The organism is Allosalinactinospora lopnorensis, from assembly GCF_000981225.1.
GTDB lineage: Bacteria > Actinomycetota > Actinomycetes > Streptosporangiales > Streptosporangiaceae > Allosalinactinospora > Allosalinactinospora lopnorensis.
Genome location: NZ_LAJC01000010.1, coordinates 1 through 16,455, shown reverse-complemented (window position 1 = coordinate 16,455; position 16,455 = coordinate 1). Strand labels below are relative to the sequence as shown.

Genomic DNA, 16,455 nt, shown 5'->3' with positions numbered 1-16,455 from the left:
AGGGTGTCGGCTCGCCGTACTCGGGCAGAGTGGGGGCATGAGCAATCGTCTCGTTGACGCAACCAGCCCCTACCTGCTGCAGCACGCCGACAACCCGGTGGACTGGTACCCGTGGGGCGAGGCCGCGTTCGCCGAAGCGCGACGGCGGGACGTGCCCGTGCTGCTATCGGTCGGCTACTCGGCCTGCCACTGGTGCCACGTCATGGCGCACGAGTCCTTTGAGGACGAGACCACCGCGCAGATGATGAACGCGGGGTTCGTGAACGTCAAGGTGGACCGCGAGGAGCGCCCCGACGTCGACGCCGTCCACATGGAGGCCACCCAGGCCATGACCGGCCAGGGCGGTTGGCCCATGACGGTGTTCCTCACCCCCGAGGGCGAGCCGTTCTACTGCGGGACCTACTTCCCGCGCGAGCACTTCCAGCGGCTCCTGCTCGGCGTTCGCCGCGCCTGGGAGCAGGAGCGCGAGGGCGTTGTGGAGCAGGGCCGTCGTGTGGTCGAGGCGCTGAGCGCCCCGCGGTCGCTGGACGCGGGCAAAGCGCCCGGCCGGGAGGAGCTCGACGAGGCGGTGCGCGGGCTGGCCCGCGACTACGACGCCGTGAACGGCGGTTTCGGGAGCGCGCCGAAGTTCCCGCCGTCGATGCTGCTGTCCTTCCTGGTCAGCCGGCACATGCGGCACGAGCGCGAACGCAGCGGGGAACGGGAGCTCACGGTCGAGAAGAGGCAGGGTCTGGACATGGCCGCCGGCACGGCGGAGGCCATGGCGCGCGGCGGCATGTACGACCAGATCGGCGGCGGTTTCGCCCGTTACTCGGTGGACGCGGAATGGGTCGTACCGCACTTCGAGAAGATGCTCTACGACAACGCCCAACTGGTCCGGGGCTACACCCGGCTGTGGCGGGCCACCGGCGGCGACCTCGCCCGGCGGGTGGCCCTGGAGACGGCCGACTGGATGGTCCGGGGGCTGCTGACCCCCGAGGGCGGCTTCGCCTCCGCGCTCGACGCCGACAGCGAGGGAGAGGAAGGGCGCTACTACGTCTGGACCCCCGGCCAGCTGCGCGAGGTGCTCGGCGAGGAGGACGGCGCGTGGGCGGCCCGGCTGTTCGGCGTCACCGACTCCGGCACCTTCGAGCACGGTACGTCCGTGCTGCAGTTGCGCGAGGACCCCGACGACCGGGAGCGCTACGAGCGGGTCCGCGCGGCGCTGCTCGCCGCACGTGAACAGCGCGTCCCGCCGGAGCGCGACGACAAGGTGGTGGCGGCGTGGAACGGCCTCGCGATCGCCGGACTGGCCGAGGCGGGCGCGCTCTTCGAGCGCCCCGACCTGGTCGAGCGTGCCCGCAACGCGGCGCGGCTGCTGGTCGAGGTACACGAGAGCCACGGCCGGATCCGGCGCACCTCTCGGGACGGGCGTGTGGGGGAGAGCGCCGGTGTCTTGGAGGACTACGCCGATGTCGCCGAAGGGCTGCTCGCGCTGCACGCGGTGACCGGTGAGCCGGAGTGGGTGCAGGTCGCGGGGCGGCTGCTGGACGCGGTGCTGCGGCACTTCCCCGACGGCGAGGGAGGGTTCTACGACACCGCGGACGACGCGGAGGAACTGTTCAACCGCCCGCAGGATCCGACCGACAACGTGACCCCCTCCGGCCGGTTCGCCGCCGCCGGGGCGCTGCTGACCTATGCGGGGCTGACCGGTTCGGCGCGGCACCGGGAGGCCGCCGAGGCGGCCCTGGCGCCTGCGGCCACGCTCGCCCGGAAGGCGCCCCGGTTCGCCGGGTGGGGCCTGACCGTCGCCGAGACGCTGCTGACCGGGCCGGTGGAGGTCGCCGTGGTCGGCCCGGACGACGACCCCGGAACAGCGGAGCTGCACCGCACCGCACTGCTGAGCGCACCGGTCGGCACCGCTGTCACCCTGGGCGACGGAACGGACGACGGCGGGATCCCGCTGCTCGACGAGCGCACACTGGTGAACGGATCGCCGGCCGCCTACGTGTGTTACGGATTCAGCTGCGATCTCCCTGTGACCACGCCGGCGGCGCTGCGCGAGCGCCTCGCCGGGGCAGCGTCCTGACTCGGGGGTACCGGCGGAGCGGCACGAGGGGGAATCATGGGCGTCCGTGCTTTCAGCGGACTGCTCGTGCCGCTCCTCGCGGTGCTGGCGGCCTGCTCGGGCCAGACCGAGGTTGTGCCGGGCATTGCCCATCCGGCGGCCTCCGCCAGCGACGGCTACCCCCTCTACGAAGGCGACGACCTGCACGCCTTCAACGACATGAGTCTCGTCCTGCCGAGCGGATGGCAGGCGCAGGTCTCCGGCGCATGCCTGGCACCCCCGGGAGAGGAGGCGTCGGAAGCGTCCGACCCGCAGGATCCCAGCTGTCCGCCCGCCGCGCTCAGGATCCGGCCGGAGGCGGCGCGCAGCGGACACATCGACCCCCAGGGAAGGAGCCTCGACGCCGCGGACGGCTGGCGGCGGCCGGAAACGAGCTGCCGCACGTCCGGCGGTGGCCTGGAGCAGGAGGCGGAGCCGGTCGCGGTCGAACCCGTCGAGCGCGACCGGTTCACCGTGGTGAGCGGGGAGCGCGTCGAGGTCGGGGAGTGGATGCTCACCTGCGCCGACGGCACCCGGTTCGGCACAAGGATCTGGTACGCCCCCGAGGTGGACGTGGAGTTCGGCGTCGCGGCCATGGCGGACGACGTCCCGCGGGAGGACTACGAGCGGGTCGTGCGCTCGCTGGACTTCTCCCGTTACGCGCGTTGAGCGAGGCCGGCTGCCCTATCCGCTTTCGTTGACCCGGGTTCCGTCGATCACCTGCTCGATGAGCTGCGGCTGGTCGGTGCGCTGCCGGATCTCCAGGTACAGGGTGGCGCCTCCGTCGACCGGGCGCAGCGCCGCGGCGGTGAAGAAACCGGGGCAGCCGTCCCACCGCCGGACCTCTCCGGTCCAGTGCTCGCCGGTGACCCGCCATTGCCGCGCGGGGCCCGGGCAGGGGGCCTCGTCGATGATCCGGTCCAGCCGGTTCCCGGCCGCGGGGGTACGCAGCAGGCCGGCGAAGACGCCGGAGGTGTGCGCCTCGCTGTCGCGCCACTGCGCGACATCGGTGGCGACCAGCAGGCCGGGCTCGTGTCCGCCCGTAAGCCCCAGCTCCCGCGGCGACCACCCGTTGGGCTGCACCTGCCGCGCCCAGGCATGGGGGACCGCCAGGCTGATCTCCCCGGTCACGTCGCTCACCCGGGTGAAGGACATACCCGGCTGCGCGGCGGCCGGGGCGGCCCCGACCAGCAGCAGGGCCGCGGCCACGGTCGCGCCGCATGCCCGCACCCACGCGGACCGGTAGCGCAGCCGCCACGGAACCGCCGTGACCAGGTCCGGGGTCATCCGGATCACCCGCACCCGCTCGGTGAAGGTCGCGGCGTCCTGCGGCCGGTCGGCGCGGTCCTTGGAGAGGGAGGACATGATCAGTTCGTCCAGCGCCGGCGGTATTCCCGGCCGCAGCCGCCGGGGCCGGACCCGGGCCGGCGGCGGAGGGGGGCGGCGCCCGGTGACCAGTTCGTAGGCGACCGCGCCGAGCGAGTAGACGTCGGCGCGGATGTCGATGTCGCCCCCCACCGCGCTCTGCTCCGGCGACATGTAGCCGGGGGTGCCGGCGGCCGCGGTGAAACCGGACGCCCGGTCGATGCTCTTGGCGAACCCGAGATCGGCGACAAGGACGCGCTGGCCGACAGGGGAGGACTGGAGCAGCACGTTGGAGGGTTTGATGTCCCGGTGGATGGTGCCGTGCCGGTGCAGCACCGTGACGCCCTGGCCGATCTCGGTCAGCAGCCGGAGAGCGTCGTCCAGCGGCAGCGGCCCCTTCGCCACCAGGTCGGCGACGCTGCCCTGGTCGGCGTAGGTCATGACCATGTAGGGCCGCTCGTCGGGGAGCACGTCGAGGTCGTGCACCCGCACCAGCCAGGTGGAGTCGGTCTGGCGCAGGATGCGCGCCTCCTCCAGGAAGCGCTCCTGCACGTCGAGCTGGTGCGTCCAGTTCTCGGCCAGAACCTTGACCGCCACAGGGGTGTCGAGCCGGTCGTCGTGTGCGAGCCAGACAGTGGCGAACGACCCGGAGCCCAGATGTCGGATGACGCGGTACCGGCCGAAGGCCTCCGGTTGTGTCACAGGAGGTGCTTAACCGTTACCGTGTCCGGCAAACATTCGGCAGCACCCCTTGACTAATCTCCGGGATTCGGGGCAGATCCCTACGCGTCTGAGTTGGATGTGAACCTCGCAGTAGGGGACAAGCGTGTAATTACCAGACGGCAGGACCGCTGTTGACGAGCGGGGAGGGACCAGCCATGCGCACACCGGATCAGGAGCACAGCGTTCGGAAGCCGGCCGCGAAAGTCGACGAGATCCTGGAGGACCTGGCCCGCCGGGCCCGCGACGGCGACAGCCAGGCGCTGGAGGAACTGCTCCGCCGGATCCAGCCGGAAGTGCTTCGGCGGTGTGCGCGTTTCCTGCCGTACCGGCAGGACGCCGAAGAGGCGTGTCAGGACGCGCTGCTGCGGGTCGCCAGGAAGATCGGCAGTTTCAAGGGGAACTCGCTCTTCTCCACCTGGCTGTATACGGTGGTGTCGAACTCGGCGCGGCAGACGTACCGGTCGATGAAGCGGCGCTCGGTCGAGTATCCGACCGAGGTCGAACACATCCCGCATCAGCACGACCCCCGTACCACAAGCGTCATCGCCGGTTCCCGCATCGATCTGCTGGAGGCGCTGGATCGGCTCGAAAAGGACCACCCCAACCTGGTGGCCCCCGTTGTGCTCCGCGACCTCTGCCAGATGGACTACGGTGAGATCGCCACGGAACTGGATCTCGCCCTCGGCACTGTGAAGTCCCGTATCCACCAGGGCCGCAAGCACGTACGGAAGTCGCTCGCTGTGACGTAACGGGTGCAAGCGCCCTAGGCTGGGCTGGTCTTCACAGCCTCACGAGCAGGGACGCCGCGACCGGGCCCGGACTGTGGGCGGCGAGGACACCACTGGTTCCCCCTCAACGGTGGCGAAAGGTAGCGTCTCATGGGGCTGCGCGACCCCCTCTACTGGTTATACGAGCGTCGGCTGGAGCGCGAACTCGGCAGCTATGACATCCCGCGCCACGTGGGCGTCATCCTCGACGGCAACCGCAGATGGGCCAAGACCAGCGGTTTCGCCAACGTCAGGCACGGGCACCAGGCCGGCGCCGAGAAGATCTTCGAGCTGCTGGGCTGGTGCGACGAGGTCGGCGTGCAGGTGGTCACACTGTGGCTGCTGTCGACCGACAACCTCTCCCGGCCCCGCGAGGAGCTCGAACCGCTGCTGCGGATCATCGAGGAGACGGTGGAGCGGCTGCGCAACGAGGGGTGGAACGTCAACCCCATGGGAGCTCTCGATCTGCTGCCCGACTCCACCGCCCGGCTGATGAAAGAGGCCGGTGCGGCCACATCCGGCGATTCCGGCCTGATTGTGAACGTCGCTGTCGGGTATGGCGGTAGACGTGAGATCGCCGATGCGGTGCGGGCTCTCCTGTACGCGGAGGCCGCCAAGGGCACCGGTATCGAAGCGCTCGCTGAGCGCCTCGATTCGGAGCACATCGCGGAGCATCTCTACACGCGTGGCCAACCCGACCCGGATCTCCTCATCCGGACCTCGGGAGAGCAGCGGCTCTCGGGCTTCCTGCTCTGGCAGAGCGCGCATTCGGAGTTCTACTTCTGCGAGGTCTTCTGGCCTGCCTTCCGCAGGGTGGACTTCCTGCGCGCCCTGCGTGCCTACGGCGCGCGCAACCGGCGGTTCGGTTCCTGAGCCCGCACCTCTCACCGCCCGTCCCCGTTTCCGGTCCTTTCCGACCCATTGTCGGGACACGCCCGGTAACCGGAACTTCACACGGGATGTGAGCTGGGGTCTTGCTCTTTCAACGGAGCCGGGTACCGTCGGAACCGGTGGATGGTGCGTACCCGTCCACTCGGGAGGCCCCGGCTCATTGAGGTCCTGTTCAGTGAGGGAACTCATCGTGAAGAGGGCCGGTTCCGGCCCTCAGGGGCTGGTCCCGGTCCTTGGTATTCCCGTGAGTCTAGGGCGCCTTCGCGGTGCCCAAGGGGAGAACGAGTGGCTAGTTCCTCGACCCACCGCCGCGACCTTGTCGCCCCCGTTTCCTCGACGGAGCCGGGCGAGCGGCGAACCTACGTGCTCGACACCAGCGTCCTGCTGGCCGATCCAGCGGCGATCACCCGATTCGCCGAGCACGAGGTGGTCCTGCCGATCGTGGTCATCACCGAGCTCGAGAGCAAGCGGTACCACCCGGAACTGGGGTACTTCGCCCGCGAGGCACTGCACAGACTGGACGACCTCCGGATCGCCAATGGCGGTCTCGACGTCGATGTCCCGGTCAACGAGCAAGGGGGGACGCTGCGGGTGGAGCTCAACCACAGCGATCCGACCATCCTGCCCGCGGGTTTCCGGCTCGGTGACAACGACACCCGGATCCTGACGGTCGCGCGCACCCTGCAGGCGGGGCGTGACGCGGACATCGAGGGCGCCGAGGGGGACGTCGTGCTCGTCAGCAAGGACCTGCCGATGCGGATAAAGGCGTCCTCGATCGGTCTGACCTCGGACGAGTACCGCGCCGAACTCGCCATCGAGCACGGGTGGACGGGGATGGCCGAGTTCGACGTGCCGGCGCACGAGATCTCCGAGCTCTTCGAGCACGGCTCGACCGACATCGAGGCGGTACGTGACCTGCCCTGCCACACGGGACTGGTACTGGTGTCGGAGCGGGGGAAGGCCCTGGGGCGGGTGCTACCCGATAAATCGGTAAAGGTCGTGAAGGGCGACCGCGACGTCTTCGGCCTGCATGGCCGCAGCGCCGAGCAGCGCATCGCGCTCGACCTGCTCACCGATCCCGAGATCGGCATCGTCTCCATGGGGGGCCGCGCGGGCACCGGCAAGTCGGCGCTCGCGCTGTGCGCCGGCCTTGAGGCGGTCCTGGAACGCAACCAGCACCGCAAGATCATGGTGTTCCGCCCGTTGTACGCGGTGGGCGGTCAGGACCTCGGTTACCTGCCCGGCAACGAGAACGAGAAGATGTCGCCGTGGTCCCAGGCCGTGCACGACACCCTCTCCGCGGTGGCCTCCCAGGAGGTCATCGATGAGGTGGTCGACCGGGGGATGCTGGAAGTCCTGCCGCTGACCCACATCCGCGGCCGGTCGCTGCACGACGCGTTCGTCATCGTCGACGAGGCACAGTCGCTGGAGCGCGGCGTGCTGCTGACGGTGCTCTCGCGCCTCGGCGAGAACTCCCGCGTCGTGCTCACCCACGACGTCGCCCAGCGCGACAACCTCCGTGTCGGCCGCTACGACGGTGTAGTCGCCGTGGTGGAGAAGCTCAAGGGGCACCCGCTCTTCTCGCACATCACGCTCACCCGCTCGGAGCGCTCGCCCATCGCGGCGCTGGTCACCGAGATGCTCGAAGGCTGAACGCGCGCCCCGGGACGCGGCGCGGGGCCCGGCCGCGTCCCGGGGCGTGTTCAAGGCGGTTTCTCCCCGAGTTCGGGAGCGGGACGCGGCGGGCGGGTAGAAAACCGGTGCGATCACCCCTTGAGGACGAGGAGCCCCCCCGCATGGCCGTTCCGCCGCCGTCCGACAGCCGCCTTTCCCGCCGTTCCCTGCTGAGATACGGCGCGGCAGGGCTGGGAACCGCCGCTCTCGCCGGAGGCGGCGCACCCGCCCTCGCCCGGGGAAGGAACCGTCCGGTGCTGACCCACGGCATCCAGCTGGGCGACCCCCGCACCGATGGCGCTGTCGTGTGGACGAGGGCGGACCGCTCCGCCCGGATGGTCGTCGAGGTCTCCGGCCGGCCGGACTTCCGCGACTCGCGCACCATCCGCGGGCCCGAGCTGACTCCCAAGACCGACGGGACCGGTCGGGTCCGCATCACCGGACTCGACCCCGGCCGGCAGGTGTACCTGCGGGTGCACGCCGAAAGCGGCAAGAGCAGCAGCGAGGTCGTCGAAGGGGGATTCCGCACCGCGGGCGGCGCGGACGACGGCACCATCCGGTTCCTGTTCTCAGCCGACACCGCGGGCCAGGGCTGGGGAATCAACCCCGACCTCGGCGGGATGCCGATCTTCAACGCCATGGCCGACCGCGAACCCGACTTCTTCCTGAACAGCGGTGACGTCTGCTACTCGGACGTTCCGCTGGAGGAGAGCGTCACCCTGCCCGACGGCCGGGTCTGGAAGAACGTGGTGACGGAGGAGAAGGCCGACGTCGCCCAGTCGCTGGCGCAGTTCCGCGGGCAGTTCGCCTACAACCTCCTCGACGACGCGCTGCGTGGGTTCGCGGCCCGGGTTCCGCAGATCGTGCAGTGGGACGATCACGAGGTCGTCAACAACTGGTACCCGGGCCGGATCCTCGACGACGACCGCTACACCGAGACCGACATCGACGTCCTCGCCGAGCGGGCGCACCGGGCCTTCCACGAGTGGCAGCCGATCGTCCCCGCCGAGGCCGTCGACGGCAAGATCTACCGCAAGCTGTCCTACGGTCCCGACCTGGACATCTTCGTGATCGACATGCGGCCCTACCGGGACCCCAACTCGCCTGGGAACGCCCCCTACGAGCGGATCCTCGGTGACTCCCAGGTGAACTGGTTGATCGAACAGGTCCCGGCCTCCGCGGCGACCTGGAAGGTCATCGCCTCCGACATGCCGCTGGGACTGGTGGTGCCCGACGGCGACGAGGATGTCGAAGCGGTCGCCAACGGCAGTCCGGGCGAGCCGCTCGGCAGGGAGGCCGAGATCGACCGGGTGCTGCACGACCTGCACCGCAGGGGCGCGCGAGACGTCGTCTGGGTGACGGCCGACGTCCACTACACCGCCGCGCACCGCTACTCCCCGGACCGCGCGAGCGGCCGGGAGTTCACCCCTTTCTGGGAGTTCGTCTCCGGTCCGCTGCACGCCGGCGCGTTCGGCCCGAACGAGCTCGATCCGACCTTCGGTCCGGAGGTGGTGTTCCAGAACACCCCGCCGGAGGCCAACACATCGCCGCTGGGCGGGTTCCAGCACTTCGGCGAAGTCGAGATCGACCGCCGGAGCAAGGAGCTCACCGTCCATCTGCGCGACCACAACGGCGACTCCCTGTGGTCGACCACCCTGACCCCGGGCGGCGCTTAGCCGGCGGCTCAGGCCGTCTCAGCGCCGTCCGGGTCGGTCTCGCGCCTCCTCCGCCGGGCGAGCAGCACGAGGGCCAGAGTCGCACCGCCGGCCAGTACCAGCGCGCCCCCCAGCACGGCCGGCGACGCGGCCCCCTCGGCCGGAGCGTCCTGCTCGTCCTCCCCGAGGTCCGGTAGCGGCCGGGGAAAGCGCGCCCCCAGGGCGAACTCCTCGTCGAGGGTGTCGGAGACCGCGGCGGCGATCTTCAGTTCGCCGCTGGGATCGGGGTGCGTCCCGTCCTTGGTGTCGCCGTCCGGGGCGAACCCCTCCGCGGCGACGTCGACGGTGACGATGCTCGACTCCTCGGTGGACAGTTCCGCGGCGAGGCCGCGGAGGCGCCGGTTGAAGTCGTCGGCGCGGGCGGCGAACTCGGGGTCGTCGCCGGCCTGCCGCGTGGGCAGTACCTCCACGATCGCGAATTCGGCGTCCGGCCCGGCCCGCCGGGCGGCGGCCAGGTAGTCCCGCATGTCCTGCTCGATCAACGAGGGGTCGGCGTCGGGCCAGAAGAGGTCGTTCACTCCCAGCTGGACGATGATCAGGTCGGGCCGGTAGGCATCGACGGTGCCCTCGATCGTGGTCTTCGCCTCAGCGACCGTCCGGCCCCATTGGGAGTTGTGGTCCCTGTCGAAGTCGGGATCGTGGTAGCCGGAGGCTCCGGCGTCGTTGTTCATGAATCCGCCCCACTCCAGGGTTTCGTCGTGGGGGCCGACGAACTCGACGTCCTCGCCGTGCTCGGCGAGGTGCGTCCACAGGTGGTAGCGCCAGGTGCGGTCACCGGCCTCGCCCTGGGTGATGGAGTCCCCCGCCGGCATGATCCGGTACGGCCCCGTATCGGCGCGCGGGGCCGCTCCGGCGGCAGAGGCCGGAAGTGCCGGGAGGCAGGACAGGGGGCAGGCCAGGAGTGCGACGAGAAGGCGGTGAACGAGACGTCCTCGGACGGGCACGGGGGGTCGTCCCTTCGCTGGGGGCAGAGGTCTCTCGGGCGGCCCTCGGGGATCCTCCGGGAGATTCGGCCGGTAGTCACCCCGCGATCCCGAGTAGAACAGACGACGGCCCGCGTCGGCGATGGGCCGCCGCCCATGCGCGGTGCGGCGGTGCGTGACCACTTCTTGGGCTTTTGGTAACCAATTGGTTGGAACGGAACGCGAACTTGCCCTATGGCTGGCGAGGGGTGACTCTGCGTGTGCCTGTGCAGGTCCATTTAGTTACACATCGGAGCTATATGTGATGTGACCCAAGCAACAAGCAAAATAGTGTTATTGCGCCGTGATCATGCGGCAGGGTGGATGCCGTTCCAGAAGGAGCCCCTGGGGCGTGTGGGATGGGTGCCGCTGATCAACACCCCCTGACTACCCCACACGCGATTCTCCGGTGACGACGGCGGCCAGCGATCACAGTGCCGAGCACGGCCCGTCCGTCACCCGATCCTGAAAACACCCGTGAGACCCGGGGCTGAGGTCGCTCGTGCGCATCGCTGGGCGTACGACTGGCGAAAGGGCGTTTCTTGCTACTCAACCGGATCTCGCTGCGGGCTGCCACAGCGGTCGGTTCAGCGGCGATGGTCGCCGGTGCGACGTTCGCCGTGTCCGCTTTCGCGGACAGCGGCGTGCAGCCTGAGCAGGCGTCATCCGCGGCGGTGCCCGGCGAGGAGAAGGAGACCGAGGCCGCCGACGACTTCTTCGGGGACCCGAAGGCTCTCTCCGACGACGAGCGTGACCAGGCCGAAGAGCAGCGCAAACAGGCCAGCGCCGCCGGCGCCGCCGCCGCTGCGGGGATGACCCAGGCCGAGGAGGAAGAGGAGGAGGAAGAAGCGGAGAGCGACTCCGCGGACGACTCCGCTGTCCCCGACGGCGATCCCAAGAGCATCGCCAAGTCGCTACTCGGCGACTACGGGTGGAGCGCGAGCGAGTTCGACTGCCTTGAGCCGCTGTGGGAGCAGGAGAGCAGCTGGGATCCCAGCGCCGAGAACCCCAGTTCCGGTGCGTACGGCATTCCGCAGGCTCTGCCCGGCAGCAAGATGGCCAGCGAGGGGTCTGACTGGCAGACCAACCCGGCCACCCAGATCAAGTGGGGGTTGGGCTACATCGACGACCGGTACGGGTCCCCCTGCGAAGCCCACAGCCACTCGCAGGCCAACGGCTGGTACTGATCCCGCAGGCGAGAGAACGGGCCCCGCGATCATCCGGATCGCGGGGCCCCGTTCCGTTTCCTACCGGGCGGGTCCGCAACGAGCGTTCACGCGCCGGTGGTGAGGTGGGGCCGGAGTTCAGAAGGAGTCGTGCGACCGCAGTGAGCGGTTCACGTGCTCGATGATCCGCTTATGCCTGGAGTACTGCCCCTCGGGCAGGTCCCACGACAACCAGACGGCCTCGCGTCCGATGGCGCCCTCGCGGTGGATCTGATGGCGGAGCCGGTGGCGGTCGGGGTGGTCCTGGTCCTCGTCCGTGTGCCGGTACTCCCAGGTCGCGGCCGACCAGCTCTCGGGGAGGTAGTCGCCGTCGACGGTCTCCAAGCTCAGCCGCTCGTAGCCGTCGAGATCCGCCGTCTCCCAGTCCCCGTCGCTCTTCTCCTCGATCTCGTCGACGGGATGGTCCTCGTCGGGGCTGTAGCTGTCGATGACGAAGAAGATCTCCTCGCGGGTGTCGGGGTGGGTGACGGTGATGCGGTCGTCGTCCTCCTCGACCGTCCAGTCCTCCGGGTATTCGAAACTGAAATGGTCGGCAGCGTGGAGCCGGTACTCCGTGTCGAGCGGCCGCTTCGCCGCCCACACCGCGCCGATGGCGATCAGTAGCACCAGGGCCCCGGCGGCGGCGAGCACCGTGTAGACCTTCCTCTTGTTGCCCGTCTTCGCGGGTTCCGGAAAGCCTCCCGGACCCGGCTGGTGACCGGGAGGGCCCATGGGCGGCGAGGGCGGGTACTGCTGGGTGGGCGGGAGCATCCCGCCCGCGGGCGTGGCCATGGCCGGGTTCGCGCCCGTGGGCTGGTGCGGCGCGGCGGGCGTTGCCGCGGTGAGCAGTTGGGCGGCCTGCGAGGCCCCGAGCCGCCGCGTGACGTCGCGGTCGAGCATCCCCATGAGGAGCGGGGCGAGAGGACCGGCGCGCTGCGGCTGCGGGATGGGCGCGGAGAGGACCGCGGAGATCGACGCCGTGACGGTCTCGCGCTTGAACGGGGACTGGCCCTCGACCGCGGCGAAGAGGGTGGCGCCCAGGCTCCAGATGTCGGAGGGGGTCTCCGAGCTCTCCTGCTGCAGCCGTTCCGGCGCCATGTACTCGGGGGAGCCGATGAGCGCGCCGGTGCGGGTGATGGCGGTCTCGCCGTCGATGGTGGCGATGCCGAAGTCGGTGAGGATCACCCGCTTGTCGTCGGCCAGCATGACGTTGCCCGGCTTGATATCGCGGTGGACGACCCCCTTGGAGTGCGCCAGCAGCAACGCGTCGAGCAGGGACGACGCCATCGAGGCGACCTGCTCGGGCGGCAGCGGCCCGTTCTCCTTCAGCGCCGTGTCCAGCGCGCGCCCGGTGATCAGCTCCATCACGATCCACGGGTGGTCGCCGAAGTCGAAGACGTCGTGGATGGTGATGATCGACCGGTGGCTGAGCCGGGCCGCGGATCGGGCCTCGCGCCTGGTGCGGGCGTGCGCCTCCTCGCGTTCCTCGGGCGAGAGCCCTTCGGGGACGAGGACCTCCTTGATCGCGACCTCGCGCTCCAGCTCCGGGTCCCAGGCCTGCCACACCACGCCCATTCCGCCGCGCCCGAGCCGGCGCCGCAGATGGTAGCGGTCGGCCACGACCCGTGTGTCCGATCCGGAGGTCATCAATCATCGCCTTTCGAAAGGAGGGCAGAAGGTTCGCCGTCGGGCTCGGAGCGGGCTCGCACAGGGAGCTTCGGGGAGCCGACAGCAGATTACTAAGAACTACGACCCGATGACGCGGCGAAAGGATCCATCCGGATGCGGAACCGGCCCCCACCGCAGCGAGGCCGGCGCCCGCGGTCGGGCGCCGGCCTCGCTGGTGCTGCCGCCTACTGGGAGTTGGTCATCTTCAGGACGTCGAGCGCCTCGTCGAGCTGGGCCTCGGTGAGTTTGCCGTCGGCGATGTACCCGCGCTCCAGGACGACCTGGCGGATCGTCGTGCGCTCGGCCAGCGCCTCTTTGGCGACCTTGGCGGCCTCCTCGTAGCCGATGTAGCGGTTCAGTGGCGTGACGATGGAGGGCGAGGACTTCGCGTACTCGCTGCAGCGCTCCTCGTTGGCCTCGATCCCGGCGACGCAGCGGTCGGCGAAGACCCGGGCCACGTTGCCGAGCAGCCGGATCGACTCCAGCACGTTGCGGGCGATCATCGGCAGCTGCACGTTGAGCTCGAAGTTGCCCGAGGCCCCGCCGAACGCGACCGCGGCGTCGTTCCCGACGACCTGGGAGGACACCTGCAGCATCGTCTCGCACAGCACCGGGTTGACCTTGCCGGGCATGATCGAGGAGCCCGGCTGCAGGTCGGGCAGGAAGATCTCGGACAGGCCGGTGCGGGGCCCGGAGCCCATCCACCGGATGTCGTTGGCGATCTTGGCGTAGCTCACCGCGATCGTCCGGAGTTGGCCGGACAGCTCGACCAGGCCGTCGCGGGCGCCCTGCGCCTCGAAGTGGTCGCGGGCCTCGGTCAGCGGGAGTCCGGTGGTCTGCGCGATCTCAGCGATCACCTTGGCGGCGAAGCCCTCGGGCGTGTTGATCCCGGTACCCACAGCGGTACCGCCGAGTGGGAGCTCGGCCACCCGCGGCAGTGCCGCCTGCACCCGCTCGATGCCGTAGCGGACCTGTGCGGCGAAGCCGGCGAACTCCTGGCCCAGTGTGACCGGGGTGGCGTCCATCAGGTGGGTGCGCCCGCTCTTGACGACCGTCCGGAACTCCTCCGCCTTGCGGGTGAGCTCCCCTTCAAGGTGCTGCAGCGCCGGGATCAGCTCGTTGACGATGGCCGAGGTCGCGGCGATATGGATCGACGAGGGGAACACGTCGTTGGACGACTGCGAGGCGTTGACGTGGTCGTTGGGGTGCACGGACTCGCCCAAGCGGTCGCCGGCCACCGTCGCGACGACCTCGTTCGTGTTCATGTTGCTCGACGTCCCCGAGCCGGTCTGGAACACGTCGATCGGGAACTGGTCGTTCCACCTGCCCTCGGCGACCTCCAGGGCCGCCTCGCGAATAGCCTTGGCGAGGCCCTCCGGGATCACGCCCAGCTCGCCGTTGACCTTCGCGGCGGCGGCCTTGATGTGGCCGAGAGCGGCGATGTGCGCGTTCTCCAGCCCCTGACCCGAAATGGGGAAGTTCTCCACGGCGCGCTGCGTCTGCGCCCGCCACTTGGCGTCGGCGGGGACCTTGACCTCGCCCATCGAGTCGTACTCGATGCGGAATTCACTCATCGCTGAAAGACACCTCCACGGAAACGTACGCCCAAGCCTGCCAGATGCGCGATCGGGCGGGCACCCCGCCCTCTGTCGCTCTGACCTCCCAGGACGTACCCGCTGCCGTGTGGGATCCGTGGAGGCGCCTTGGGGAGGGGGAGGCCCTGGCCTGTGGGGGCGGGCCGGGGACCCCGGGAACCGCTCGGCGGGCTCGTCCAGCGGAACGGGACCGCGGTCAGAAATCGACGTCGGAGCAGGAGTAGAACGCCTCAGGGCTGTCCGAGCGCTGCCAGATCACGTAGAGCAGGTGCTTGCCGCTCCTCTCCGGCAGGTCCACGGTGGTGCTCCACATGCCCTGGCCGTCGCTCTCCGGGTCGGTGACCTCGGCCAGCGGCTCGCTCTCCAGGTCCGACCAGTTCAGCGGTTCGGTCGGGTCGTAGCCGTCGTTGGTCAGGTAGAAGTAGTAGGTCCCCACGTGCGGGGCCGAGGCGTGGAACGTCAGGGTCGCCGTCCCGCCGGAGGGCAGGCCGGTCGAGGGCCAGTCGTCGCGCGGGGCGTCGAACGCCGCGTACTTGTCCCGTCCGGCGCTGCACAGTCGGCCGTCGGGGATGATCTCGCGGTGCCTTCCGTCGGCGTTGGGGATGTTGATCTCGTTCCAGTCGTAGATCGGCTGGGTGCCGCCTTCGGCGATGGCGTCCTGGCAGGCCGCGGACTGCGGGGACTCCGGACCCTCCTGCAGGCACTGGTAGACCCGGCTCGCGGGGTCGGCCATGGTCCCGTGCGCGTGGGCGGAGCCCGCGGCGAAGACCGAGAACAGCATGGTGAAGCCGCCTACCGCGGCGAGTGTGGTCACAGTGCGTCGTTTTCTCACGGTGCGATCCTCCTCGAAAGACAGGGAGAGCGGGCCGGGGCGGGGCACCCCGGGGATCCTCGGTGGAGGAGCGGAACAGTGCGCACTTGGTTCCTGCTGCCGCGAATATCGCACGGTCACCACGAAATGTTAAGAGTCTTTCCAATTTCTCTTTACCATGTTCGCCGCGGAGTGCGGGCAACGGCATAGACCAAAGCAGATGACGATGCGGACCGGTGCCGCCCGTGGCGGTACTTACTTGAAAGCTAGAAACCCCTAACCTGCCGGGTGGTCTCTTGCGGGGCCGGTGTTCCTCGACCGCGCCGGCCGCTACCCCAGCTCTTTGCGCCGCCGGCGCCGCGGCAGCCAGCTCCGCCGGGCCCTGGGAGCCCGCACGGTGAGCGAGCCGAACATGGAGAAGCCCTCGAACTCCAGAACCGGTGGATCGTTCCACCGGGACCGCCGCACCGTCGTGGTGCGCCGGCCGAGGAACCCCCATCCGCGCACCCGGACCTCCACCCCTTCGGGCACCACGACGTGGATGCGGCCGAAGAGCGCGGAGGCATGCACCGTGCTGTGCTTGCGGAGCAGCAGGGAGTCGCGCAGGTCCAGTTCCGCGGTGCCGAACAGGGCGATCACGGGCAGCCTGTCAGGAACCACCCACCGGCCGGAGCGCCCGGCGTTGCTGAAGACGGCCGCGACCGGTTCGCTCTCCAGCCGGATCGGCTGGTGCTCGGGAGGGAGCAGATCCTCGGTGATCGCGGGAAGGTCGCCCAGGGTGCGGGCCCGGTAGACGCGATCGGCGCGCTCCTCGAACTCGGAGATGTCGAGTCTGCCGTCCTCGACCGCGGAACGCAGCACCTCGATGACGCGCTCCCGGTCAATGTTGCCGGCCCGGATCCGGGCCGGCGAAACACCCTCGCTCACGACAGTTCACGCTATCGGCACTTCCGGAGCCCGCGTGCCCGCCCCGCGGCCGCCGGCGGCCGCGCC

General features: G+C 69.9%; 13 protein-coding genes. 7 read left to right on the top strand and 6 right to left on the bottom strand.

Annotated features, from left to right (window positions below):
* Window positions 1-37 precede the first annotated feature (37 nt).
* Both VS93_RS05485 and VS93_RS05480 read left to right on the top strand, forming a co-directional pair.
* On the top strand, window positions 38-2,068 hold the full coding sequence (locus tag VS93_RS05485) for a thioredoxin domain-containing protein (RefSeq protein WP_046468928.1): 2,031 nt from the start codon (window positions 38-40) through the stop codon (window positions 2,066-2,068).
* A gap of 36 nt (window positions 2,069-2,104) precedes the next feature.
* Complete coding sequence (locus VS93_RS05480; RefSeq protein WP_046468927.1) at window positions 2,105-2,755, top strand: hypothetical protein; 651 nt, start codon at window positions 2,105-2,107, stop codon at window positions 2,753-2,755.
* A 15-nt stretch (window positions 2,756-2,770) separates the two neighbouring features.
* Here the strand turns inward: VS93_RS05480 and VS93_RS05475 are convergent, their stop codons facing one another.
* Window positions 2,771-4,153, bottom strand: coding sequence for a serine/threonine-protein kinase (locus tag VS93_RS05475; RefSeq protein ID WP_046468926.1), 1,383 nt, complete (start codon window positions 4,151-4,153; stop codon window positions 2,771-2,773).
* Between the two features lie 176 nt (window positions 4,154-4,329).
* Between VS93_RS05475 and VS93_RS05470 the strand changes: the two genes are divergently transcribed.
* The 4 genes from VS93_RS05470 (at window position 4,330) to VS93_RS05455 (ending at window position 9,182) form a co-directional block, all read left to right on the top strand.
* Entirely contained in the window at window positions 4,330-4,923 is a 594-nt protein-coding gene (locus VS93_RS05470; protein ID WP_046468925.1) for an RNA polymerase sigma factor, read from the top strand.
* Window positions 4,924-5,052: 129 nt separating this feature from the next.
* Window positions 5,053-5,814 carry an isoprenyl transferase gene (locus tag VS93_RS05465; RefSeq protein WP_046468924.1) on the top strand — a complete coding sequence of 254 codons (762 nt, stop codon included), beginning with the start codon at window positions 5,053-5,055 and terminating at the stop codon, window positions 5,812-5,814.
* A gap of 303 nt (window positions 5,815-6,117) precedes the next feature.
* The gene (locus tag VS93_RS05460; protein WP_082126646.1) at window positions 6,118-7,485 is read left to right on the top strand and encodes a PhoH family protein; all 1,368 of its coding nucleotides are present in this window, start codon (window positions 6,118-6,120) and stop codon (window positions 7,483-7,485) included.
* A gap of 275 nt (window positions 7,486-7,760) precedes the next feature.
* Window positions 7,761-9,182, top strand: a complete 1,422-nt coding sequence (locus tag VS93_RS05455; protein ID WP_236700361.1) for an alkaline phosphatase D family protein — start codon at window positions 7,761-7,763, stop codon at window positions 9,180-9,182.
* 8 nt (window positions 9,183-9,190) lie between these two features.
* Here the strand turns inward: VS93_RS05455 and VS93_RS05450 are convergent, their stop codons facing one another.
* On the bottom strand, window positions 9,191-10,165 hold the full coding sequence (locus tag VS93_RS05450; RefSeq protein WP_162231645.1) for a GDSL-type esterase/lipase family protein: 975 nt from the start codon (window positions 10,163-10,165) through the stop codon (window positions 9,191-9,193).
* 560 nt (window positions 10,166-10,725) lie between these two features.
* Here VS93_RS05450 and VS93_RS05445 point away from each other — a divergent pair.
* On the top strand, window positions 10,726-11,370 hold the full coding sequence (locus tag VS93_RS05445; protein WP_046468921.1) for an aggregation-promoting factor C-terminal-like domain-containing protein: 645 nt from the start codon (window positions 10,726-10,728) through the stop codon (window positions 11,368-11,370).
* 117 nt (window positions 11,371-11,487) lie between these two features.
* Here the strand turns inward: VS93_RS05445 and VS93_RS26720 are convergent, their stop codons facing one another.
* The 4 genes from VS93_RS26720 to VS93_RS05425 all read right to left on the bottom strand — a co-directional run bounded on the left by VS93_RS26720 (window position 11,488) and on the right by VS93_RS05425 (window position 16,389).
* A complete protein-coding gene (locus VS93_RS26720) occupies window positions 11,488-13,035 on the bottom strand; it encodes a serine/threonine-protein kinase (RefSeq protein ID WP_052745554.1) in 1,548 nt (515 codons plus the stop codon).
* Between the two features lie 206 nt (window positions 13,036-13,241).
* Window positions 13,242-14,630, bottom strand: a complete 1,389-nt coding sequence (locus VS93_RS05435; RefSeq protein WP_046468920.1) for a class II fumarate hydratase — start codon at window positions 14,628-14,630, stop codon at window positions 13,242-13,244.
* A 217-nt stretch (window positions 14,631-14,847) separates the two neighbouring features.
* Window positions 14,848-15,483: a lytic polysaccharide monooxygenase auxiliary activity family 9 protein gene (locus VS93_RS05430; RefSeq protein ID WP_052745559.1), complete on the bottom strand. Its 636-nt coding sequence runs from the start codon at window positions 15,481-15,483 to the stop codon at window positions 14,848-14,850.
* Window positions 15,484-15,792: 309 nt separating this feature from the next.
* Window positions 15,793-16,389, bottom strand: a complete 597-nt coding sequence (locus VS93_RS05425; protein ID WP_046468919.1) for a DUF1707 SHOCT-like domain-containing protein — start codon at window positions 16,387-16,389, stop codon at window positions 15,793-15,795.
* Window positions 16,390-16,455 lie beyond the last annotated feature (66 nt).